At 57.1% G+C, this 22,273-nt stretch carries 19 protein-coding genes and 1 tRNA gene; 3 read left to right on the forward strand and 17 right to left on the reverse strand.

The window, feature by feature from the left end; genetic code table 11:
- Positions 1-45: 45 nt before the first annotated feature.
- Positions 46-1,686 (forward strand): ArnT family glycosyltransferase, encoded by a 1,641-nt coding sequence (locus tag ACW9H9_RS13575; RefSeq protein ID WP_457343711.1) that lies wholly within the window; start codon positions 46-48, stop codon positions 1,684-1,686.
- A gap of 66 nt (positions 1,687-1,752) precedes the next feature.
- Here ACW9H9_RS13575 and ACW9H9_RS13580 read toward each other — a convergent pair whose 3' ends face one another.
- The 11 genes from ACW9H9_RS13580 to ACW9H9_RS13630 all read right to left on the reverse strand — a co-directional run bounded on the left by ACW9H9_RS13580 (position 1,753) and on the right by ACW9H9_RS13630 (position 12,738).
- A complete protein-coding gene (locus ACW9H9_RS13580) occupies positions 1,753-2,073 on the reverse strand; it encodes a hypothetical protein (RefSeq protein WP_457343712.1) in 321 nt (106 codons plus the stop codon).
- A 77-nt stretch (positions 2,074-2,150) separates the two neighbouring features.
- Entirely contained in the window at positions 2,151-2,447 is a 297-nt protein-coding gene (locus tag ACW9H9_RS13585; RefSeq protein ID WP_457343714.1) for a hypothetical protein, read from the reverse strand.
- A gap of 52 nt (positions 2,448-2,499) precedes the next feature.
- On the reverse strand, positions 2,500-2,967 hold the full coding sequence (locus ACW9H9_RS13590; RefSeq protein ID WP_457343715.1) for a hypothetical protein: 468 nt from the start codon (positions 2,965-2,967) through the stop codon (positions 2,500-2,502).
- A gap of 196 nt (positions 2,968-3,163) precedes the next feature.
- On the reverse strand, positions 3,164-4,285 hold the full coding sequence (locus ACW9H9_RS13595; RefSeq protein WP_457343716.1) for a DUF3396 domain-containing protein: 1,122 nt from the start codon (positions 4,283-4,285) through the stop codon (positions 3,164-3,166).
- Between the two features lie 12 nt (positions 4,286-4,297).
- Positions 4,298-5,584 (reverse strand): VRR-NUC domain-containing protein, encoded by a 1,287-nt coding sequence (locus ACW9H9_RS13600; RefSeq protein ID WP_457343717.1) that lies wholly within the window; start codon positions 5,582-5,584, stop codon positions 4,298-4,300.
- Position 5,585: 1 nt separating this feature from the next.
- Positions 5,586-7,832 (reverse strand): type VI secretion system Vgr family protein, encoded by a 2,247-nt coding sequence (locus ACW9H9_RS13605; RefSeq protein ID WP_457343718.1) that lies wholly within the window; start codon positions 7,830-7,832, stop codon positions 5,586-5,588.
- A gap of 270 nt (positions 7,833-8,102) precedes the next feature.
- Complete coding sequence (arsH, locus tag ACW9H9_RS13610; RefSeq protein WP_457343719.1) at positions 8,103-8,804, reverse strand: arsenical resistance protein ArsH; 702 nt, start codon at positions 8,802-8,804, stop codon at positions 8,103-8,105.
- A 12-nt stretch (positions 8,805-8,816) separates the two neighbouring features.
- Entirely contained in the window at positions 8,817-9,287 is a 471-nt protein-coding gene (locus tag ACW9H9_RS13615) for an arsenate reductase ArsC (protein WP_457343720.1), read from the reverse strand.
- Positions 9,288-9,316: 29 nt separating this feature from the next.
- Positions 9,317-10,600 carry an arsenic transporter gene (locus tag ACW9H9_RS13620; RefSeq protein WP_457343721.1) on the reverse strand — a complete coding sequence of 428 codons (1,284 nt, stop codon included), beginning with the start codon at positions 10,598-10,600 and terminating at the stop codon, positions 9,317-9,319.
- A 22-nt stretch (positions 10,601-10,622) separates the two neighbouring features.
- Positions 10,623-10,970, reverse strand: coding sequence for a metalloregulator ArsR/SmtB family transcription factor (locus tag ACW9H9_RS13625; RefSeq protein WP_457343722.1), 348 nt, complete (start codon positions 10,968-10,970; stop codon positions 10,623-10,625).
- Positions 10,971-11,415: 445 nt separating this feature from the next.
- Complete coding sequence (locus ACW9H9_RS13630) at positions 11,416-12,738, reverse strand: hypothetical protein (protein ID WP_457343723.1); 1,323 nt, start codon at positions 12,736-12,738, stop codon at positions 11,416-11,418.
- A 297-nt stretch (positions 12,739-13,035) separates the two neighbouring features.
- Here ACW9H9_RS13630 and ACW9H9_RS13635 point away from each other — a divergent pair, with 297 nt between their 5' ends.
- Positions 13,036-13,743 (forward strand): recombinase family protein, encoded by a 708-nt coding sequence (locus ACW9H9_RS13635; protein WP_457343724.1) that lies wholly within the window; start codon positions 13,036-13,038, stop codon positions 13,741-13,743.
- A gap of 367 nt (positions 13,744-14,110) precedes the next feature.
- Positions 14,111-14,584, forward strand: a complete 474-nt coding sequence (locus tag ACW9H9_RS13640; RefSeq protein WP_457343725.1) for an HNH endonuclease signature motif containing protein — start codon at positions 14,111-14,113, stop codon at positions 14,582-14,584.
- Between the two features lie 1,011 nt (positions 14,585-15,595).
- Here the strand turns inward: ACW9H9_RS13640 and ACW9H9_RS13645 are convergent.
- The 6 genes from ACW9H9_RS13645 to ACW9H9_RS13670 form a co-directional block, all read right to left on the reverse strand.
- The gene (locus tag ACW9H9_RS13645) at positions 15,596-16,276 is read right to left on the reverse strand and encodes an EcsC family protein (RefSeq protein WP_457343726.1); all 681 of its coding nucleotides are present in this window, start codon (positions 16,274-16,276) and stop codon (positions 15,596-15,598) included.
- Positions 16,277-16,419: 143 nt separating this feature from the next.
- Entirely contained in the window at positions 16,420-18,171 is a 1,752-nt protein-coding gene (locus tag ACW9H9_RS13650) for a DUF6538 domain-containing protein (RefSeq protein ID WP_457343727.1), read from the reverse strand.
- A 152-nt stretch (positions 18,172-18,323) separates the two neighbouring features.
- Positions 18,324-18,399: transfer RNA gene (locus ACW9H9_RS13655), tRNA-Phe, on the reverse strand.
- A gap of 103 nt (positions 18,400-18,502) precedes the next feature.
- The gene (locus ACW9H9_RS13660; RefSeq protein WP_457343728.1) at positions 18,503-18,775 is read right to left on the reverse strand and encodes an oxidative damage protection protein; all 273 of its coding nucleotides are present in this window, start codon (positions 18,773-18,775) and stop codon (positions 18,503-18,505) included.
- On the reverse strand, positions 18,772-19,839 hold the full coding sequence (mutY, locus tag ACW9H9_RS13665) for an A/G-specific adenine glycosylase (protein WP_457343729.1): 1,068 nt from the start codon (positions 19,837-19,839) through the stop codon (positions 18,772-18,774). The genes ACW9H9_RS13660 and mutY overlap by 4 nt, the downstream gene beginning before the upstream one ends.
- Positions 19,836-22,052, reverse strand: coding sequence for an AsmA family protein (locus tag ACW9H9_RS13670; protein ID WP_457343730.1), 2,217 nt, complete (start codon positions 22,050-22,052; stop codon positions 19,836-19,838). Before ACW9H9_RS13670 ends, mutY begins: the two co-directional genes overlap by 4 nt.
- Positions 22,053-22,273 lie beyond the last annotated feature (221 nt).

Raw genomic sequence — 22,273 nt, forward strand, 5'->3', positions numbered from 1 at the left:
GTGTTGGGCAACATGAGCCGGTCATCCACCTGAACGGTTTGAACCATGGACCTGCTCACTCGCCTTCGAATGGAATCGTCGGGCATTTTTCTGATCGCCTTGCTGCTGTTTACCCTGGGTATCTGGGACCAGTCACCGCAAGGCTTCGACGGCCGCTGGGCGGTGTTTATGCAGGAGATGTTCCGCCACGGCGCGAGCTTGTTTCCGACCACCTACGGCGAACCTTACCCGGACTACCCGGGCACCGCGACCTGGTTCAGCTACCTGTTTGCCCGCCTGTTCGGCGCGCCCAATCTCTTGGCCAACATGCTGCCCACCGCCTTGGCGTCGGCCGGGGTCATGGCGTTGACCTACCGCTTGCTGGCGCCGTCGAGCCGGGTGTGGGCGTTGCTGACGGTGTTGCTCACGGCCCTCACCGCGCAATTGTTGGAGAAGTCGCGGTCGGTGTGCCTGGACCAAATGGTCTCGCTGTTGTGCCTGGGCAGCTTCTACCTGCTGCACAGCGGCGAGCGCCTGGGGTCGCGGCTGCGCCAGTACGCGGTCTTTCCCTTGTGGGTGCTGGCCTTTGCCATTCGCGGGCCGCTGGGGCTGATCGAGGTGTGCGCGGTGGTGTGCGTCTACCTGGCGCTGAGCCCGGCTCGCACCCGGGAAGCGCGGATTTCGCTGCTCAAAAAGGTCATTGCCCACGGCGTGATCGGCGGCGTCCTGCTGCTGGCGTGCTGGTGGTTGTTGTTGAAGCTGGCCCGTCTCAGCGGCGGTGATGCGTTTGCCGACGAGGTGTTCAGGATGCAGATGGCCGGCCGTCTGGGCGATACCGGCGAGCCGTTTTACTTTTATTTCAAATTGAGCCTGTACCGTTACTTCCCGGTGATACCGCTGGCCCTGGCCACGCTGATTGCCCTGCGCCATCGGTGGTCTGCGCGGCATGAAGATGCCGACGTGCAGCTGATGCTGCGCCTGGGCGCCTGTGGCCTGGTGATTCTGGTGGGCTTGTCGGTGCCGCACTTCAAGCGCGCGTACTACATCGTGCCCATGGTGCCGATGTTTGCCGCTGTGGCGGCGTATGGGCTGTTGCAGGCGCGCGGCTGGCTGGTGGGCGTGCGTCGCGGTTATGAGTGGCTGGTGACGGCGCTGCCGCTGTTCGGGGTTGTGGTGGTGTGTGTGTGTCGGCACCTGTGGCACAAGCACGGTTACTGGCCGCAGGTGTCGGTGCCCGCGCTGGTGAGCGTGTTGATTGCCCTGCAAGTGGCGGCCCTGGTGGCCCGTCGGCGCCTGCGGGGTGACGTGGGGCGGCGGTTGGTGGTACTCAGCGTGATCGCCCTGGCGGCCCAATGGTGGGTGTTGATCAAGGTGGTAGAACCGGCCCAGGACCTGCAATTCGACACCCGCACATTTGTGGGCTCGGTCGAAACACTGCGCCGTGAAAACCCGGGGCCGCTGGTGTTTGTGAACCTGGGCAAGGACACCTGGGCGATTCGCTACATCATGAACCTTGACCACGACGAACAGCCGCTGTTTATCGACGGCGACGCGCTTGAGCGCCTGGGTTCGCTGCCGCATCCGGCCTGGGTGATCGTGCCCCGCAAGGAGGTCGGGTTGCTGCACGGTACGCCGCTTGCGTCGATTGCGCCTGCGTTCAGCGGGCGGCTGAACGACAATCCGCTGCTGGTGTTCTGGGTGAAGTAACGCTGGCCTGTTTTGGCAAGGCCAAAAAAAACCTGCGCAAGGCAGGTTTTTTTCGGCCGCGCTCGATCAAGACGCTGCGAGGGTCGGGATCTGCATACCGATCTTGGCCGAGGCGAAGTTCAAGTCACCGCTGGCGATCGACTGGGCTTTGAAGCCTTGGCCAATCAGGTCCTTGATGTAGAGCTTGTTGTAGATGAAGGCAAACACGAGGGTGCTGAAACCCATGGTGATCACAGCGAGCACGAACTGAATCAGGCCGTACTTGAGGTCGCCACGGAACAGGGCCGGGAAAAAGCCGAAAAAGAAGGTGGTCCACGAAAAGCCGACGGGCGCTTCCTTCATCGAACCCGTGTTGGGGTTTTTGAAAATGATCGAGGTGTATGCCATTTGTTTCTCCATGTGCCCAAAGGGTCGGTAGTACGCCGGGCAGTCGTATTACCGTGTGGTGCAATACGGTGTGGGCCTTAGTCGACAATTTCCCAGATGATGTTGTCGTCATCGACCATGACCTTGACGATCAGGTTTTCCGGGCCATCGGGGCCCTCGACTTCCACCAGCCCGCGGTATTTGTTTTTGCCGCGTTGGATCAGCGTCAACTCTTTGATCGTGTTCTCGCCGGGGGCGTCTTTGTCCCACTCCTCCTGAATGCTTTCCCTGACCTCCTGGGCCAACTCTTCATTCGCAGCGTGAACGACGCCGGGGCCAAGCAGGCACGCAGAGAGCGCCAAGGCGGTCTTGATTCTTCCGGGTGTGCGGATCATGGGCGGGTCCTTGAAGGGGCAGTCACGGGCGCAGTCCTGCGCCCGCCGGGCATCAAGCCTGTGGCTGGGTAACCTGGCCGCGCAGGATGTGTTGCTTGCGCTGTTCTTCAGCCAGGTCGTTGATGCAGTAGTTGATGTAGAACGCGTGCAGGAAGACGGTGTAGAAACCGTTCATGCGCAGGTCGATCTGGAATTCCCGGAGGGCGTATTCCGACAGGGCGCTTTTGGCCTTGAAGGCCCAGACGATGTACAACACGCTGGCGCCCAGCTTCAGCACCAGGGCCAGGAAGGCCACGGGCAAATAGTCGTCTGTGGACAACAGCTGGCCCAGACCCATGCACACCGCCACCCAGATGATGTAGGTGTTATCGACAATGCGGATCTTTGTGGTGTCACTGATAACCTGGTTGTTTCGGGAGAGCCACAACAGCATGTAAAGACCTGCGGTCGCCATGGTCAGCAGCACCAGGGTCCAGGTTTTGGTGTCGATCTTGTCTTTCAATTCGTTGATGTTGGACATAACTGTTCCGTGTCGAGAGCTGGCGGGGGGGGATGAAGCCGGGAGGGGAGCGAGGGGGTACGCAGCGTGTGGCTCGCCATCCGTGGCATTCTGGTAAATAGTATCATATTGATACTAGCGTGGTTGGCGGGAGGAGCCTGATTCGCATGGCGAGGTGTTTTGTGCCATTCGCGCCAGGCGCAGCATGAGCAGGCGATTACTCGCCTGACCAGTACCAAAGCGTTTCGCCCCAGCTGGAACCGGTGAAGCTAGGCATTTCTTCGCCTGATTGAAAGTACTGACGAGAGTTAACCTGCGCGGGGCTGAACCAGTAACCAGCCCTACTACAAGGTTGGCCTGCTTCAATACGAGAAGGCGGGCGCGAGCTGGTTTCCTCCTGGTCAAAGCGTGCATACCAACGGTCTGTGCTGTCTTTTTCAAAACAATTGCCATAAGGCGAATAGCTATGCAATTGATCAGGGTTGGGAATGCGTACAGGCTTCACAACCTTATTGACGGCGACGTAAGCGGGTGGTGGTCCATCCTCCAACGCGCCAAGCTCTGGGTATTCGCCAGCACGGATGATCAGTCCATTGTTATAGGTGAGTATTTCGATGTCGCCACGGTTACTTAAAGCATGACGAATGGCTGATTCACCGCCAAGACGCTCTACAAAGGTGTTTCCGAGGACCGTGTACCAGTTCACGCCTTTTATGTGGTCAATCAGTTCGAGCGTTGAGATGTGCGCCGTCGAATCGACATCCAAGCCAGCGTATTGTTGAGCTAATTCATATTCTGTAGGCATGTAGCTGAAATAGTCATACGGGAGGATGCTCGACAAACCACCGTGACCGTGCTCTGCGCTGACTTGATTACATAGATACACAAGCCATTTTTCATAACGGGCACGCCCATCAGGTTGTCTCAATATTGACCACGGCATAACCAATTTAATATAAGAGCGCTTTAGATCGCCATGTATCGCAAAAGAATTCAACATTGACAAGCTGTAGTCATTGGCTTCAGTTGACTTGGATGCACTGCCCAAAAACCAGCTGAATTGATCGTTTGGGTCGGTCTCCAATATCTGCTGGCGGGCTTTATTGAACCCGGCGCCTGTTAATTTTTTGAAACGGCGATAAACCATTGATTTGAGCTGGGAATAAAAGTCTTCGTGGAATTTCGCGAAGCACTCATCGATTTTGAGCTTGGTATCAAGGGTGTAACCCTCCTTAAAGTACAAGGTGATGATTAATCCCAGCTTTACCACCGAGGTGCCATCAGGCAACTCAAAAGCCAGATCAGGGGCGCGCCCGGCCAATTTTTCCAATACATTCATATGCAATCTCTTTTAACCGGCCGGCAATGCGGCAGTGACGGCAGCACCGCCTAAAACGCTGGCTAATACCGCCCACGAAAGCTGGGCCAATCGGATAATTACCAGCAAACCAGCGACGATTGCGGCGGGCATTCCGGCCGCGACCAAGGCCGTGCCAATTGCAAATGCCACCACCACAGTAGCGGCTGCAATGCCGAGATCAATCAGTACCTGCACCCAATCTATCTGGCCTAGCACTTCCAGCGATAGATCGGTGTAGCGCTGAACCTCCTTCCAGATTGCCCGCAATTGCTCGTCAGTCCAACGCAGTACCTGAGCCCCGGTTTCGCTGACCCATTCCCAGGCTCTTTGTGACTCGCGACGTACCCAGTCACCCTTGATACTCAGCCAGGTGGCGGCGTCTTCTAGGTGCTGCTGAACTTCTTGGGACAACTGCCGGATACCTTGGGCGCCTTGCTCTAAAAGGCTGTCTACCGCTGTCTGAACCTGTTGGGTCCAATGTTCGACATTCGCAGGCCTTGGTGTTGGCTCTGGACCGTATGCCGGAACTGGGGCTGGGGCAGGTCTTGGCGGGTTATCCGTGTTCGTTGGCGGCACCAACGAGGGCCACTGCAACGGACTAAATTGGCCAGTGGGTTGGTGTTTCTTGTTGTATTGGCGGTCACGTTTAAGATCGTCGTCGTCCCGGCAGTCGCTAATCTCAAGCACACTGAAACGGTTTGAGCTGCCTGCTATTTCTGTATAGGCGATTTCCTGTTCTGCTAATAGCTGATCGCCCGGAAACTTGATCTCTACTAACCGCTCCAGATTGTCTGGATGTATGACCCCTTGATGATCCGGTCCCGCTTGCCCAGGCCAGCGTAGTGCACGATTTTTTACGATGATCACATCAGGTCTACGCAAAAAACCTTTGGTCATCCCGAGCGGAAATGGGAAGAGCGTATGGCGGCGCGTAGGGTCAGGTGCTTGTCCGGGTAATGTTAATGATGTGCTCAAAAATGGCTTCGGAGGGATAGTCGTCATGTCGAAACTGACTTCGGCTTTATAGTCCCAGTAAAAGTCTCGACGGTACTCATCGGCCCGAATCAACCCGCTCATGACCAGCTGTTTCAACTTCACTTCGGTAATTTCACCATTGGGGAGTAGCTTGATCGACAGCCTTGGGAAACGAGCAGCGTAATTGGCTTTTTCCATCAAGTAAGGCTTATTGGTTGGATTGGGCAGTCTGGCCCGAGTTTCCGTTCCCTCAATACTCGTCGTGGTGCATCCCTGCGGTGTTTGCGGTTGGACAGTAGCCATGTTATTCGCCCTCCGAGTTGGCGTTTCGATAGTCCAGATTCATTTCTCTGGGTGTACTCTCACCAGCCCTGATTAAGGGTTCCCACGATTCAGGCTTGCGCAGAGGAGTCATAAGATCCACGTCAGTTGGATCGCGACTGTGCACCCAGAAGGTCTTGCCTTCCTCGTTCGTGTAGCCCGCCAGACGGCCGCCGTCCGCACGTAGGAGGGTGTAGGGGGTGCCGACCAAGGGGGCGCCGGTTTTGTCATCCAGCAGAACGTAGCGGGCCTTGTGGCTGCGTGAAGCGCCTTGCAGCAGCTTACCTGCTGTGTCCTTGTCTACGGCGCCCGGTAGCAACGGCCCCGTTATCTTGAGCCCTGAGCCGGAACCTGGCTCGCCTCCCGAATTGATCTTGACGTTCGCCCCGCTGATGGTCACGCCACCGGCATCAACTTTGACGAAGCTCCCACCTGCTTTCGCGGTCAATTCCATACCGCCCTCTACTACAACCTTTTCGCCAGCGTAATAGTGAATTTCCTGGCCAACTTCGATGAGTTGACCCGTACCGACTTTGATGTGACGGGTCTGGGCGACAGTCAGGTGATCATTGGCGCGGGCTTCTGTTTTACGGTCGGCGTGGGTAATGCGATGTTCTTCCGATTTGAATTCGCAGAAGGTATTGGCCTCAACCGTATCGTGACGTTCGTTGCCGACTCGAATCCTCTGATCGTGCTCGACGTTTTCGTCCCAATCACGTTGGGCGTGCAGGAATAGTTGTTCCTGACCTTTTTTGTCTTCAATGCGTAGTTCATTGAAACCCTTGCCGCCCGGTGAACTGAGTGTTTTGAACACGCTGCGGGTTTTATTGACCGGGAGGTTGTAAGGCGCGGCGTTCTCTTTGTGGAAAAGGCAGCCGGTGACCAAGGGTTGGTCGGGGTCGCCTTCAAGGAACGTTACCAGTACTTCCATGCCGATGCGTGGGACCGCAATACCGCCGTATGCCATGCCAGCCCAGCCGCTAGCCACGCGTAGCCAGCAACTGGCGTGGTCATTGGCTTGCCCCAGGCGGTCCCAGCGAAATTGCACTTTGATTCGGCCGTATTGATCACAGTGAATTTCTTCACCTTCAGGGCCGGTAACCACTGCTGTCTGGCTGCCCAATCCTGTGGGTTTCGGGTGGTCAAGGGGTGGTCGGTAATGGGCGTCCCAGGGGGCCGCCAGAAACCGGTTACGGTAGCCCTGATGGAAGTCGTCGTGGTCGTGGCTGAGGTCGCAGGTGATCGACTCGCCGAGCACCTGCGGTTGTTTGCCTTCGTGGATAATTTCCAGAAGTAGCCAGAGGTCGTTCCATTGGCTGCGGGGATGATCACTGAGGGGGAGGAAGTGTCCGGTACTTAGCGAAGGCTCATCACCTTTGCCTTCGGCTAGTTGGTAATCGCTACGATGGCGCTCAAGTGCGCGGGCTGCCCGTTGCTTACCGCGCTCACGATGGGTGAAGCGGCCAGGGTAGTCATAGTCTTCCAGGTCCGGCAGAAAACCACTTTTGGCCGTGCCTTCGGGCGGTAGGCGCGGCTTTTCAAAGTCATAGTCACGACGGCTGACGCGGGTGGTACGGGTTTCCAGGCGCAGGTTAAAACGGTTGATGACCGGCTTGTCGGCCGCCATCCCCGAATCTTGCTGATAGGCCACCGGTGATAGCTTGCGAAATATTGTCTGGTCGTCACCGAATACGAGCTTGTGTCCTTGGGCGCTGTGCTGGAAGTGGAAGTGAATGCCCTCTTCCTCACAGAGGCGCTGGATGAAATGAAGATCGGATTCGTCGTATTGGGTGCAGTAAACACGTTCGGGATAAGTTGCGCCGAGTTGAAAGCTGTAGGCGTCGCAAAGAATGCCACGTGCTTCCAATACCTGGGCGATGATCTTCGGCACGGTAAGGTGCTGGAATATTCGTTGGTCGCAGGTGTGAGCCAGGTAGCTCAGTTGTGGCGTCAACGTGACGCTGTAGTGCGTCAGATATTTGCCTGAGTCGCCCTGAGCAACGCGATACACCACGCCATGGGCAATGCCCTTGCCGCTGGGGCCAAAGGTGAGGCACGCCGGTTTGTGCAGTAGCTCTTCAAGCTTTAGGTCGGGGCGCGCGCTGACCAACTCAATGTCAAAGCTGTATGGCTGATTGAGGGCTTCACGACCGACGAAACTCACCACTTGAAGGTCAGTGGATGCGCCTTCCAGTGTCAGGAATATGTGCGTTGCATGAGCGTGCAGCATGCTTTGATCCAATCCATGAATATCGACTTTCGATGGTGCTGGACTGAATTACCGGCTTCAAAGGTTGAAGGCATGAAGAATGGAAAAATCAGAGATTTCCTGCGTGTCCATCGGAAAAGCACGAAGGCCATGGGGCGGGGTTATGGAAGTCTGTACGGAGGCAGTGGCGAGTGCTCAGAGGCTTTATGGCGCGCCCGGGGCAAGCGAAAGGGGGTTGTGAGACCGGGCGGTTTTTCCCGTTATATGCCCCTCGCAACCCCTTGCCACGTGTCAGATAGTTTGCTGATTGACTCGCGAAGACAGCTGCTCGGCTGATTCTTTGCGCTCCGAATATCTGTCCACCAGGAAATCCTTGCGGTCGCGCAGCAGTACCGTGAATTTCACCAGTTCCTCCATCACATCGACGACTCGGTCGTAGTAAGGCGTAGATTTCATTCGATTTGCGTCGTCGAACTCCGTATAGGCTTTCGGTATGGAAGACTGGTTCGCGATGGTGAACATGCGCATCCACCGACCCAGCACGCGAAGCTGATTGACCACGTTGAATGACTGCGAACCGCCACAGACCTGCATGACCGCAAGGGTTTTGCCCTGGGTCGGACGGACGGCACCGAGTGTCAGAGGGATCCAGTCAATCTGCGCTTTGAATACGGCCGACATCGCACCGTGACGCTCGGGCGAACACCACACCTGACCTTCCGACCACTGCACCAGATTCAGCAGCTCCTGTACCTTCGGATGCTCAAGGGGAGCCTCGTCGGGTAACGGTAGACCTGACGGATTGAAAATACGCGCCTCAGCCCCGAAGTGTTCCAGCAGGCGAGCAGCTTCCTCCACCAGCAGACGGCTGAATGAGCGCTCGCGGGTGGACCCATACAGCAAGAGGATTCGCGGCTTGTGAGTGCTTGAAGTGATTGCGGGTACGTTGCTATCAAACAGGCTGAGGTCCAGATGGGGCAATTCTTCTGACATGTGTCCTCCCGCTTAGAGCGTTCCGATTAAATCCAACTCGCGCTTGAGTGCTTGCGGGCTGGTGGAGCTGAATGCAAGCGCGAAGAAAGCCTGGCAGCGTCTTTCTATACGGCCCAGGGTCGCCACGAACGCCGCGTTCACTGTTTCCTCATCGCCGACGACCTCTGAAGGATCTTCCAGCCCCCAATGCGACTTCAGCGCGGGGCCGAAATAAACCGGGCAAGATTCGCCGGCGGCCTTGTCGCAGACGGTAATTACGATATCCGGAGGGCAGTTCTCGAACGCATCGTTACCTTCGCTGTTTAGGCCCTGTGTCGAAATGCCTGCGTGTTCCAAGGTGATCAGGCTGCGAGGCAGCACCTGCCCCTTGGGGAAGCTTCCAGAGCTCACAGCTTCAAAACCCGCGGGGGCCAAATGATTAAACATGGCCTCGGACAAGATGCTGCGGCAGCTATTGGCCGTACACATGAACAAAACTCGCATAAGTCATTCCTGCCGCCGCAAGGCGGGCGTCAAAGGCTCAGCCGAATAGCCAGAGCAGAAAGGGTGATCAAGAGAACGGGCAGGGTCAGCACGATGCCGAGCTTGAAGTAGTAGCCCCACGTGATGCGCATGCCTTTGCGTTCCAGCACATGCAGCCAAAGCAGGGTGGCAAGACTCCCGATGGGCGTGATCTTCGGACCCAGGTCGCAACCAATGACGTTGGCGTAGATCATTGCCTCACGCACGACACCCTCTGCCCCACTCGCTTGGATCGACAATGCCCCCACCAGCACGCTGGGCATGTTGTTCATCACTGACGACAGCGCAGCTGAAATCAGGCCGGTGCCGATGGTGGCGCTCCACAATCCCTTCGTTGCCAGGTGGTCAAGTAGTTGGGTGAGAAGGTTTGTGAGGCCCGCGTTATTCAGGCCGTAGACAACGAGGTACATGCCGAGCGAGAAGATCACCACCTGCCAAGGTGCTTGGTGTAATACCCGACGAGTCGAGATTCTGTGGCCTCGGGCGGCTACTGCCAAAAGGATTGCTGCGCAGGTCGTTGCAACTGCGCTGATCGGGATGCCGAGCGGCTCCAGCGCAAACAGCCCTGCCAGCAGAACGATCAGCATCCACCCGCCTACAAAAAATGTCGCGGGGTCACGGATGGCGGTTTTAGGTTGTGGCAATGCTTCAAGTGGATACTGCTTGGGCAGGTCTTTGCGAAAAAACACAAACAACACGAGTAGCGTGCTGGTAACGCTCGCCAGGTTCACCGGAACCATGACAGCGGCATATTCAGCGAAGCCGAGGTGGAAGTAATCGGCAGAAACGATGTTGACCAAATTGGAGACGACCAACGGCAGGCTCGCCGTATCCGCGATAAATCCCGCGGCCATGACAAACGCCAGCGTTGCTGCGGGCGGGAAGCGCAGCGCGATCAGCATCGACATGACAATGGGCGTCAAGATCAGCGCTGCGCCGTCGTTGGCGAACAGCGCTGAGACAGCGGCGCCCAGCAGCACAATGAACGCAAACAATCGGTAACCACTGCCGTTGGCCCAGCGAGCGACATGAAGGGCTGCCCATTCAAAGAACCCCGCTTCGTCGAGCAGCAGGCTGATGACGATGATGGCGATAAAGGTTGCGGTGGCATTCCAGACGATGGCCCAAACCGTCGGGATGTCATGCAGTGAGACGGCCCCCACCGCCAGGGCGAGCATAGCGCCCAGGGCAGCACTCCAACCTACACCAAGCCCCTTTGGTTGCCAGATGACCAGGACGAGTGTGAGTAGAAAAACAGCAACGGCAGAAAGCATGTGGAGGCTCGCTAAGAGGGTGTCAGCAGCAGGCGGAATCACGGACCGGGCGTCCATCCATATTCTTCAAGCGTACGGCGTTGGTCCCTAGCCACTCGGCGTTAGCCAGTAAGGTCACCTCCAGCATTTCACTCACCCACGTTGGCAGGTCAGGATTGAGGCGGTAGTAAACCCACTGGCCTTGGCGACGGTCCAGCAACAGCCCGCTGCTGCGTAACTGCGCGAGGTGACGGCTGATTTTCGGCTGGCTGTCATCCAATGCGCACATCAGCTCGCAAACACACAGCTCGCCTTGGCTTGCGATCAGTAACGTAGCTCGTACGCGTGTTTCGTCAGCGAGGCTTTTGAAGACTTCCGGGGGGGTGATCATAGGCGTGCCATTAAATGTGGATAATCGAATATACGCATATCCATATATATTTGGCAACAATCAGGCCTGAGCGCAAGACAGCCGCTGGCCAATAGGCGCTAGGGAAGAGGGGCTGAATACGGCTCGGGGATTTGGGCTGTACGTGCGGGGTTCTGGGTGTCGCCTATCCGGCAGGGTGATGCCATGCAGGCATTCAGCGGCGATGATTCAAAGTCTGTCCGGCGCCCTGTGTACCCATGCGTGACGGGTTACAGCACTCCGAAAAGTAAAAACCCCCGAGACCTTTCGGAATCGGGGGTTTTCGGTATTTGGTGCCCAGAGACGGAATCGAACCGCCGACTCGTTGCACCGATACCCAAGCCCAGTAAATGCTGGGTGCAATGCCCGCAGGTTGCAGTTTAGTGTACCAGATATGTGTATCAGCGCTGCCCGAATGCAGTGCTTTTCAATTAGTGTCGTACCTAGGCTCTGTGTCGTTCTCGGATTCATCATCTGCATCATCGTCGTATGCCTCGCCAGCCTTGAATCCACAGCGCTCCATGAACATCCAAGCCTTCAACCAATTATTGACCTCGTTGATTTTTAAGATCGAGATGTCCGCCTCCCAGCCCTGTCCAGCTGCTTCTTGGGCGTAGAGTCCGTTGACGTATCCAGTAAATGCCTCTCGCATGATTCCCGTAGGCCGGAATGCAAAGTTATGGGTGAAGACAACTTCTTGAGCGTTAGTCACGATTGCACCCCAATACGGCGTTTCTACTTCCGCATCGTAATCTTCGGTGAGGCAATCCTTGACTGCTCGCTGTGCCAGCCGGATCAGCCGCCCATCGAAAGCTAGTGCCGGAGTTTCTAGGAAGGAAGCTCGTTCGCTTTGATCCAGCTGCGATAGAACGGAGTTAGCACGAATTGGTTCGGCGATGCGGAACGGATTGAGAGCGCAAATAAAAAGACTATTGCGATAGTAGCGAGGAATCTCTCGCCAAGGCTTTCGGATGAAGCAGAATCCGTGTAGTCGTTCGGCTTCCATCAATTGCGCGGCGTAGCCGCTTAATGCTGAGAGATGATCCACAGTCCAATCGTTGAGGCTACCCCCATCCTCTTCGCTATCAAACCAATCGTCCAAGTCCTTGAAGGAAATTACAACGCAACCCATCGCATCGTGAGACAGCAGCTCATTTGTGAAATGACGGAAGTCATCATCACTTGGCAGGTAAAGGTTTAGCTCTAAGCTTTCTATACTTCCGTTAGGGAAGCTAGGTTGGTAGACGATAATGTCTCGCTCGTTAATCAGTAGGTCGTAAAGAAAGGCTTGTTTTGTGATTTTATTGTCGAGGTTCGCGACCAATACGTTGCTGATGTCTTGATGTCCTGACAAGGCAAATATGCCTGCAATGTAGTTGCTGTAAGCGAACAGCTCAGAGAATGCGTTGCGCTCTGCCGATCTATCGACCTTTAGCTCCAAGACGAACAGGCCATTTTCATGGGTGCCTAGTAGGTCTAGCTCCATTGGTTTGGTGTGATCCGTGGGAAGCTTGACCTTTGTTCCCACAAAGGTCCCATAGCGAATAGTTCGGTGAAGGCGTTCTATTCTCGCAAATGCGCGTGCTTTGATAATTCGCCATAGTTCAAAATCAGGCTCGTCTGTGATTGGCTCAGTCGTTGAATGTGTCTCAAATTCAGGCATGTCAAATTCAGGGCAATCTACGATTACAGCCTCCAAGCCTATGGCATGTAGGTGTTTGTGAACGGCCTCTTCGGAAAACTTGGTCATGATGGTACTCAGGTTGTGGCTGCTAGTAGGTCAGTCCTAGAGTAGACGCTTGGACATGTTCGGCTAGCTGCATAACCGACTCGCTAGTGGACCAAATATGCTGCTGGTACGCGAGAGGGCACTCAGAGTTGAAAGAGTAGCAAGTTCCCCATAGCGCTTTGCCATGCACGTAGGCTTTTGTTTGGGGGGCAGGTGTGCCCACTTGAGCATATCGGTCACGCCTTTTATCAAACCCTTGATGGTCATCAGAGGTTTGATATATGGTGTCTACGGTTTGATAAATCCTTGAGGTCCATCGTGAATGTCATCGCTTATTACCGCGTCTCCACCATCAAGCAGGGAGAGTCTGGGCTCGGGCTGGACGCTCAGCGGGAGTACATCCGCATGGCTGCCGAACAGAACGGCTGGGAGATCGTTGGTGAGTTTGAGGATCACGAGTCCGGCACTGTCTCCCCTGAGCGTCGAGAACAGTGTAGGGCGGCGCTGGCGGCGTGTAAGGCGCTGGGTGCTACGCTGGTAGTGGCGAAGCTGGATCGCCTCAGCCGTGACGTGGCAGACATTTCAGGTTTGATGAAGGTCGTGGACTTCAAGGTCGCCACTATGCCGAGTGCTGACAAGTTTCAACTGCACATCTATGCAGCATTGGCTGAGCAAGAGCGGGAGTTTATTTCGCGCCGCACCAAGGACGCTCTGGCAGCGCTCAAGGCGCGTGCGAACTCCGGGGATGCGAGTGCTCGGGCCAAGGTCGAACGTCGCTCAGCAGGGCGTGCAGTAGCTCACTTGCGGGGCAATGGGGCGGCTGTGCTGGGCGCGCAGGCAAAGGCTGATGAGTACGCGGTAAGTATGGCTAACCACATAAAAGCCGCGATGTTCGATCAGTGCAAGACGCTACAGGCGCTTGCTACATGGCTGAACTCTCATGGGCACAGGACATCCCGTGGTTCCGTGTTCACACCAACGGCAGCGAGCCGACTGGTGCAGAGGTTGGGTATTCGGTTTCCGTGAGATAAGCCAATGCTCTTGCCTGTGATTTTCTTTTGATTGTACTGGTCTCTCTGGGCTGCCTCAGTAGTTCTTCGTGTACGTCCGGCTCCTACAGATAAGAAGCCCGCGACGTGCTGTAGTCCAAGTGAATTGGGGTATACAGGAATTGCGTCCCCTATAGATAAGAGAAGCGCTGCCCTGCACGCGATGTCGTTTGTGGCACAGACAGCAATTGCCTCCCTATAGATAAAAGAAACAAAAAACCACGCTGCCGACATTCGTACGGCCTTCAGCACCTTTAAACCTCGCAGCACCATCCTCGACGCTATCCATTGGATCGGCGGGCGTAGTCGTGGCCGGAGGAAACCCTATTCAGGAGAATCAAAGAATGAAAGCCAAAGCCCTGCCCGCGATTGAGCGCCTGCGGGAGTTATTCGCAGTCGATAACACCTCGACCACCGGCTTGCGTCGGCTAATCCGCGTTGGTCGCATCCCGGCTGGGGTGCCTGCTGGCACGGATAGCGGTGCCGGATACTGGAAGATCAGCGTCGATGGGCAGCAATGCCATGTGCATCGCATCGTGTACGCGTTGCGCTACGGTCAAATCCCAGATGCGCACTTAATCAGTCATGCCAATCTCAACGGTTACGATAACCGAATTGAGAACCTGCGCATTACGGCATACAGCCAAGGCACAAGGACTCGTAGCAAGCGCGCCAACGAGCTGCGGTTGCCGGAAGGCATCAGTAAAGTGGGCCGTTACTACCGCGCGCAGGTTGCAACCGCTGGCGGTGCAGTCTCCAAACGTGGGTCATTGGCTACCGTAACGTTGTGGCGGGTGAAGCAGGCAGACGCCAGCTAAGAACAGCATCTCGGCACAGGAGCACCAAGTTCCTTATACCCGCAGCGAGCGCAACGCGGTGCTGCATGGGTGGTCAGTCCTCCCCTATATCGCGGGATCAGGAAAGCCAAGGCCACCGCCGACGCTTGTGTTCAATCACCGCAGCCTCACTCCGGACCCAACAATATGAACTCGACACGGGCGCAAGTTCGCCCGGCGTTTTCGTGTGCCCGAGATTCAATGGGCCATCCAAAAGGAAAGCTTCAATGAGCATTAAATCCTCCATCTACAGCGAAGCACTAGAGCGGGAGGTTAGGTTCTCAGAGCCTAGTCGCCCGAAAGCGTTAGCGCCTTACGCCTTTGCACCTCAAGCCGGGCAGATCGGTGTGCTGGTCAACAAACGCCACATCCCATTGTGCTTAGTCACCGGCGAGCTGATCGGTTACGTCCAAAGTGCACGACCGCACGCGGTGCATGCGTATCAAGGACAAGACACGGTTTATCCGTCGATGGCGCGCACGGCAGAGTCTTTGGCGAGAGCTAGTGCAGTCCATGACCGATGGAAAGACAGCCTAATATTCTACCCTGATCGACTACTCTGTTTGCTGGATGAGGGGTTTACATCGCCCGCTGTTCGCATCCTACGGAGGCTTTGTGAGTCTTTGGTGGGGCGTAACGTCTGGTTCGGTACTCTCACCGACATTCGCGTGGGACTAGACATTGCGGAGCGTACATTCAACAGGGCTGTTGCAGAGCTATCGTCAGCTCATCTTATCGTTGTGGATAAGTTGGGGCATGGACGTAACACCAGAGTTCGCGTTCATCCATGGTATGCGTTCAAAGGTGATCGGTGTCTTCTGGATCAATACTTGGCAGTATGGATGTGTGAGGTGAGGAATTCCGGCTGCGCAGCTTAGTAGTCAACCTGCCAAATTTGGCATGTCACCTCGGCTGCGCCCCTTATCTTTGAAGGGTATACCAATTCCCCTTATTTATTCATGGAGCATGTGCGCACCCGGCTAAATCAGGTGTTCACTCCGCAGTTGTCTGTTCTTTTAGACTCAAACGGAAAGTGTCGCGAGCGGCATTCCCCACATAGGTGGTGAGTGCGTAATTCGCGGCTCCACCGACGATGACTCCGATTCCGAACGGAACCGCTTTTGCTGCGGCCTTCTGAGTGAAGGAGATGCCGATTTTGGAGAACAATTCCTTGATGACCTGAAGTGTCGGCCCCGTCAAGTATTGATACACCATGCGCACACCAGCCTTGCTCGCAATTTTAGTCGCGCCGGAAGACCCCATCTGCTCTAGGGAGCCATACAGCGCAATGATGTAAGACATGTGCTTGGCATCTTCGTTGGACATCTTGCCGTTGATGGCCATTGCCAGACACATGGTCATATCAATCTGCAGCTTCATGCATACCGAAATGTCCGCCAGTCCTCCCCCAATGGCGCTCACCATAGTGCCGATACCGGGAACGATACCCGGTAAAGCAGTGGCTGCGCCTGAGGTCGCGGCCAACTTTGAATAGCGGCTGATGATTTTGTCGACAACTGCGTCTTGAATCTTCTCGTCCGTGGCGGACGGTGCTGATTTGCGTGCCTGGCTTTTATACTGGTCAACCAGTTCGCGGGCGTCCTGTGGGCTAATGGCGATGGCTTCCACCATCTTCATTAATGAGGAGCTGCTTTCATCTTTTTCTATGGTCATGCCGGATTCCTTCCGAGAGATTTTTATCAGTCGCTTTGGGGCTGAGCGCTGACGTGGAGGCTGGAGCGTTTGATGTCAAAATAGCACTACGCTTTTGCTGGTCAAGCTTTGCAATCAGGCGCGCAAGACGATCCCCCTGCGCCCTATGTGTTACTGGCGTTCAGGTTGTGCAGATCTGGTGTACGCCAAGCCAAGTTGTCGGGCAGTCCCGGTATGCTGGGTAGGCGTTTCAGTTCTTCAGCCATCCTTGAAAGGGGCATGCTCCCGTAGTCCCTGCTCACGCTGCCATCGTTGTGCCCTGTCATGGCGTCATGCACATCCTCGGGAATTCCTACCTGTCGGCTCAGCGTTTTGAAGGTGTGGCGGAAGCCGTGAGAGGGGCTGGCAGAGCTTCGTAGCAGAGCTACATCTCGCAGGTACTTTGCCCATGCTTTGCCGACGTTTGCTCCGTAAAAGCCTGCTGGGCTCGGTTGCAGCAGGGGAAATAGCTGCCCATTCTCAGGCACGTCCTTGGCGTAGGTGAGGAAGCCATGGGACACAAGGTCATCATGTAGCGGAACGCGTCTGCGGCTGCTTGCCGTCTTCACGGTGCGGCCTGCGTCATCCTCGTCCAAGGATAGGATTGCCAGATAGGGGATACCGTCTTCGTCCTGCACATCCTTGGCAGCCAGTTGGCAAAGTTCCTCGCGTCGAGCACCTGTGTAATACATCAGCAGCGGAAGCCAGAACAGCGCTTGTCCGTAGTCTCTGCGTGGTGGTTGCCAGCCTTCCCCGTTGAATAGCGGGCTGCTGAATATCTGCCGTAGCTCGTCCTTCGTGTAGTCTTTGCGGCGGCGGTCGGCCTTCGCCTTGGCAGCATTGCCAGCAGCCTTCGCCACTCCAGACGCGTCCACGGGATTCTCTTTAATCCAGTCCATACGCACGGCGTAGCCCAGTACAGCGCCGAGTACGCGTAGGCGATTGCGGATCGTTACAGCGGAGAGCGTCGGCAGGGCTGCTGTCTTTGCTAGTTCAATCAATTGCGGGGCGGTTAACTTAGCTGCGCCCGGTGCCTTGGTTGGGAATCCTGCAAGTTTGGCTCGGTAATCCTGAACGGTGCCCCGAGTGACGGCCTGCACTGCCAAGTCGCCGTAGAGTTCAAAGAACCGGCGGATGCTGCTGCGGAATTCATCCAGTGTCTTGCGCGTACTGCGGTTGTCTCCGTCGTCAAGCAGCTTGGCTGCGCTGTAAGCCTCGAAGACTTCAAGCATGCCCTTGCTGTGGATCTGGTCTCCTCGTCGTTTCTCTGCGCTGATAGGTGCCTTGCTGAGCACGTCTGCCGTAGCGCTCCAGTCTCCTTCGTCTCGCCGCTTGGCGATGTCCGACAGCTTGAGTAAGTGCTCTTTGAATGCGCTAGTGAGCGAGTCTAAGGCAGGTGAATCCTTGGCAGGTGCCGGTATGTTCTCTGCTTTCAAAGCGCGGAGCATGTGAGGTTGGATCACGGCGCGCCAGTCCGTCTCGTCGCCCTCATCCAGCGCTTCACGGATGCTCAGCCATTCCTGATGTTGCTCAAAGCCGAATGGTGTCTCCAGCTCTACAGCGTCACCGGGTACTAGTGCCTTTCGAAATTTGCCGGACTGTTCCAGCTCATCAAGTTCGCGGTGAAACCATCGAGCAGCCAACTGCTGCACATCCTTCGCGCTGAGTATCTCAGCACCAGAGAGTTGGGCGCGTGCTAGGGCAAACGCTTCCTCGGATTTAATCCACTCAGCCGCATGCTTTCCCTTCGCTTCGTTGGCGTCTCGGGTTTGCAATGAGCGTTTGTATTCTCGTCCCAGGGCGGGGCGTAGGTCTTCAGGTACACGACGACGGAAGTAGAAGACGCCACTTTGAGGATGCTTGAAGGGTTGGGCCATGAGTGCACGAAACCGGGGGACTGTTGACCCGATTATGATACGGCTGTGAGATGCCATGTGTACCGCCTTTGTGTACCAGTTAGGCGGGCTTGGTATATCTGGCAGAAACAAAAAACCCCTGAAACCTTGCGGAATCAGGGGCTTAGATGTTTTGGTGCCCAGAGACGGAATCGAACCGCCGACACGGGGATTTTCAATCCCCTGCTCTACCGACTGAGCTATCTGGGCAACGGGGCGCATTAAACGGGTTTTTCAGGGGGTCGTCAAGCAAGTTTTCAAAAAATATTTAATTATTACCGTCGCTTACGTTCCGACCCGGTTTTTTGATCAGTTATTGAGCAGGTGGCACGTAGCCGTCGGCCTTGGCGTATTCCTCGCCGGAAAAGAACTTGTCCATTTCGCCTTGAAGGTATTTGCGGTCTTCGGCGTTCATCATGTTCAGGCGCTTTTCGTTGATGAGCAGGGTCTGGTGCTTTTGCCAGTCGGCCCAGGCCTGGGCGCTGACGTGATCGAACACGTCCTGGCCCTTGGCACCCGGGTAGGGTGGGCGCTCCAGGCCTGGCAGTTCTTCTTTGTACTTGCGGCACATTACGGTGCGGGTCATGCGCTAACTCCTGCGTTCAATACGTCGGCCGCGTGCTTGAGCAGCTTTTTCACCGGGGCGGCAAGGCCCAGGCGCGGCGGGGTGGCGAGGTTATACCAGAGCCAGTCGGCCTCGGCCACGTGATGGTCGCTCGCCTGGACGCGGACCAGCCAGGGTTCGATCGCCAGTTGGAAGTGGCTGAAGGTGTGGATCAGACCGGGCAGGGCCTGTTGGGCGCCCAGGGACAGCGCGTGCTGGTCGGCGAGGTGTTCCAGGTCGGCCAGGTCGTCCAGCTCGGGCAAACTCCACAGGCCGCCCCACAGGCCGGTCGACGGGCGGCGGTAAAGCAGGATTTCGCCTTCGCCGTTGGTGAACAGCGGCATCAGCGTGCGTTTTTGCGGGATGGCTTTGCGCGGCTTGGGAACGGGGTAGCGCGTTTCCAGGCCGAGCAGGTGGGCTTCGCAGCCTTTTTCCAGCGGGCACAGCAGGCAGCTGGGTTTGCTGCGGGTGCAGAGGGTGGCGCCCATGTCCATCATTGCCTGGGTGTAGGCGTTTACGCGGGTCTGCGGCGTGAAGCGCTCTGCGGTGGCCCACAGCTGTTTGGCCACCTTGGGCTCGCCTGGGTAGCCCTCCTGTGCGGTAAAGCGCGCCAGCACGCGTTTGACGTTGCCGTCGAGGATCGGCGCGCGCAGGCCCATGCTCAGGCTGGCGATGGCGCCCGCAGTGGACAGGCCGATGCCCGGCAGGTCGGTGAGTTTTTCGACATCGCGGGGGAATTCGCCGCCGTAGTCGGCAACCACGATTTTGGCGGTCTTTTGCAGGTTGCGGGCTCGTGTGTAGTAGCCAAGCCCGGTCCACAGGTGCAGCACTTCGTCTTCCGGCGCGGCGGCCAGTGCCTGGACCGTGGGCAGGGACGCCATGAACCGGTCGAAGTAGTTGAGCACGGTGCTGACCTGGGTCTGTTGCAACATGATCTCGGACACCCACACCCGGTAAGGCGTGATGCCCTGTTGCCAGGGCAGGTCATGGCGACCATGGCGGTCGTACCAGTGCAGTACGGCCTCTGAAAACTGCTCGGCTCTCATCGGTTGAACAAGCCCTTCAGCGCGTCTTTCAATTTGGGATTGACCTTGTCGAGTTTCTCTTCGATTTTTTCGTTGAGCTTGTTGCCGGCGGCCTTGATGGCGACCTGGCTCAGCCCGTCCTTGTCCAGGCGGCAGGCCTTGGCGCCCAGCTCCAGCGGGCCACGGCAGCGCAGGGGCACTTCGATGTTCTGGAAGTTCTTGCCCACTTCGCAGGCCGGGTCCGGTACGTCGCGCTGGTCGCCTTCGACGATGATGCCCACGCGGTAGTCCATGCCCAGCACGCGCAGGTCGATGTCACCGTTGCCGTTGACGGTCAGGCCCGGGATGCGCACTTTGAGGTCCGGGTTGCTGGCCACGCCGTTATGGAAGGTCAGGTTGCCCTTGAGCTCCTGGAAGGGCGTGTCTTTGCCCCGTGGTTCGCTGCTCAGGTTTTTGCGGTTGAGCAGGGCAATGCCGGTGCACAGTTGTTGTTCAAGGTTGGCGTTGAGCAGCACGCCGTTGGTGATGGCAAAACTGGTGGTGCCGTTGAGGCTGTCGATCAGGGCCTTTTGGCTGTTGCCGCGCCCGCTCACGTTGCTGTCCAGGGTGACCAGGCCGTTTACCGGCGGGTTCTGCCCCTGTGCTTGCAGGATGCGCTCGATCGGCACCTGTTTGATGCGGGTTTGCAGCGCCAAGACCGGAATGTCCTGACGCACATCCAGCGTGCCGTTGGCCTGGAACGTGCCGTTGTAGAGGCCGCCGCTCAGGGCGTCGAGCTTGAGCTGGCCGTTTTGCCCGGAGGCTTTCAACACGGCGTTCTGGATCGGCAGTTTGCTCAAGGTCAGTTGGCCAAATGCCAGGTCGGCGTCTACGTCCAGCGTGCGCAGGTGCGCCAGTGGCAGCAGTTTGTCGGTGCTCCAGGCGCCTTGGGTCGGGGCGTCGGGCAGCGGTGTGGTGCCACCTGCGGCCATTGCGCCGGCTTCGCTGCTTTGTACTTCGGCCTGGCGGGCGGCGCTGGCGCCCTTGGCTGCTTCGGACTTGGCCGGCAGGTAGTTGTCGGCGTTGAAGGTGTCGCCCTTGAGCTGGACCCGCAAGGCTTGCTTGGCGAAGTCCTCCACGGCCACGCGCCCGGTGAAGGTCGAGGCGTCGAGTTTCAGGTTGAGGTCTTCCATCGCAAGGCTGGTGGGCGTGCCTGTGAGGCGGCTGACCAGCTCGACTTTGCTCAGGCTGCCCGCGGCCATGGGCGGCAGGGGGCTGCCCACGCTGTTGAGGAAGGAGGCCAGGTCAAACTGGGCGATGGACAGGGCGCCATTGATTTGCGGGGTCTTGTCGAGGTCGTTGACCTTGATTTCGCCCAGCGCGCGCAACTGGTTGGCCGACAGTTTCATGCCGGTCCACTCGGCGATGTTGGCCGACAGGTCCACCAGCAACTGGCCCTGGGTGGAAAAGGACAGGGTTTTGTCGTGCAGCGGCTCACCCGTGGCTTCGCCGGTGAGTTTCATGTCTTCGAACTGGTAGCGCTTGAGCGCGCGCTGGATGCGCAGGTTGCCGTTGAGTTCGGTCTTGACCCGCAATACCGGCTGGTTGGTGCCAAAAAAGGCGGTGAGCTTGAGCGGGATGCTCGCCCCGTCGTGCACGGCGCCGGTGCTCATCTGGATGCTTTCGGCGCTGAACTGCTTGCCGGTCTGCTCGTCGTTGTATTCGACGCGGGCGTTGTTGATGGTCAGGCTGTCGATGTCCAGGCGCAGGGGCTGCGGCGGTTTTTCCGGCTTGGCGGGGGCGTCGGGCTGGGCGGCAGCGACCGGCTGTGGGGCTGCGCCGGGCTCGGGTGGCAGTTTGCCGATGTCTTCCCAGTTGCCATGGCCTTGTTTGTCGCGGGTCAGGCGCAGGTTCAGGCCCTCCACACGCACATCGCTCATCTGCACTTCGCGGCGCAGCAGCGGCAGCACTCGCACCGACAGGCCGAGCATTTGCAGGTCGGCGAACGGTTGGGTCGGGTTGGTCAGGGTCGCGACGCTGGCTTCGTGCAGCTCCAGGCCCAGCCACGGGAACAGGCTCCAGCCGATGTCGCCATTGAGCGTCAGCTCGATGTGGGCCTTGTCGCGGGCGATCTGGCGGATCTCGTCTTTGTAGTCGTTGGGATCGAAGAAGTGGGTGAGGGCAAAGCCCAGCGCCACAATGACCAGCAACAGCCCGAGAATGACCAGACCCAGGATTTTGCCGAACGCTTTCATGGGCGAGTCCTTGTGTGTCGAGTTCAAAAATGTGGCCGCAGAGTATAACGCCCGTAGGGCTGCGGCTGTTTGCACATCGTTACATGGCGTCAAACAAAACAGATATCGCAAAAAAGGTGATGTCAGTTTGGTTTTTCTGTCATCCGTAGATGCTAATCTTCGTGGGTTCGTCCGCCTTCTGCGGCTAAACGTCGCGCCAAAATGGAGCTTTACTCAACAAG

It is taken from the genome of Pseudomonas sp. SDO5215_S409 (genome assembly GCF_054071325.1).